Below are 1,396 nucleotides of genomic sequence, written 5' to 3' on the forward strand. Positions count from 1 at the left end.
AAGTAGCCGCCGGCCGTGGCCAGGCGCAGGTCATCGAGTTGCTGCCTCGCCGGGGCGGGCAGGGAAGCGATGATCGTCGCGATGCGGCGGGCATCGGACATGAGTTCGGTGAGCCGCGCGGTCAGCTCGGTCTTGCGCAGGTTTTCGGCCGGAGCCCCGAGCGCCGTGACCGCCTTACGTAGATCCTCGACCAGGACGTTGTGGGCGATCTTTGCGACCGGGCGGGCGGAACTGATCTCCTCGACCCAGTGGTTGTGCAGCGGTTCCGGGAGTTGGACCACCGTGTCGATCCAGACGAGGCCGCGGGCGCACAGATCGCCCACCCCGGCGCGCACCGCGTCCGGTAACGCACCCAACAGCTCGGCCATCCGGGGTACCGTCGCGGACTGCCCCAGCAGCGCCGCCGCCTGGCCGACCCGGAGCGTGTCGCGGTTCAGCTCCCACAGCGCCGCCGCGAGCGAGTCCGGGCTTTCCAGCCGCTGCGCGAGCTGCCCGAAACCACGGGGGACCGGCTCGACCAGCACGTCCGGACGCGAGCGGAGCAGAGCGGCCAGCGCCGGCAAGTCCAGATCCGCAAGATGGTCGGCGAACGATCGTGGTGTCATCCCTTCCATTCTTATCTGCGCCGAGCGGGCACGACCGCCCGATCTGCCGGCAGCAGACACCCGAGACCACGGCCGCCCGTTCCCGATCCATCCGGATTGCGAGCAGACCGGTGGCGTCGGCGAACGGCATCGGCGCCCTCCGGGCGGTCGCCGGTACCGCGGGCCTCGCCGTCGTTGCCGGTGCGACCTCACCGGGTGCGGTCTCGTTGCCGGTGCGGCCTCACTGATAGCCGATGTGGAGGACGGTGGGGCTGGTAGGCGCATCGCTGTCGATGACGACCGTCGGCCCGTCCGGACCACCCCCGGGGCCACCGGCCCAGCCGAAGGTGAACATGTAGCTGCGCCCCGGCGCGATCCGGAGATGGGAGTTCTGATCCAGGAGGCGTTCACCGTCCACCGAAATTGACTGGACGTGCAGGATCCCCGGTCCTTTGTCGGTGATTGTCAGGTCGGTCTGCCGCCCGACGCCGCTCACCGCACCGGTCTCGTACGAAACGTTGATCATCGGGAGCGGATGATGCACCGGACGGCGGATCACGGCGCCGGCCGGCAACGCTGAGAACAGAACGAGCAGTATTGCGGTGACCATGATGGATACGGCGCGGCGGGACGGGTGCCGGGTACGGGCTGAAACGGATTGTGCGGCATCCCCCATAGCCCCGGAGCCGCCGGGGTGGACGGGCACCCGATCGAGGTGCGGGCGGCATACCGACCTGCCCGGTGAGGGGAGCATGGTTTCCTCCGCGCTGTATTTCCAGAAATCTGTCATCCCGGCTCGAGGATACTAGGGA

Annotated in this window: 1 protein-coding gene and 1 pseudogene; both read right to left on the reverse strand. The window is 68.9% G+C overall.

Features of this window, described 5'->3' with window-relative positions:
• Window positions 1-605 (reverse strand): annotated as a pseudogene (locus ACY45C_RS20575) (helicase-associated domain-containing protein); the annotation flags it as partial.
• 220 nt (window positions 606-825) lie between these two features.
• Window positions 826-1,110, reverse strand: a complete 285-nt coding sequence (locus ACY45C_RS20580) for a hypothetical protein (protein ID WP_462189197.1) — start codon at window positions 1,108-1,110, stop codon at window positions 826-828.
• Between the last annotated feature and the right edge of the window lie 286 nt (window positions 1,111-1,396).

This window comes from Frankia sp. CcWB2 (assembly GCF_977927585.1).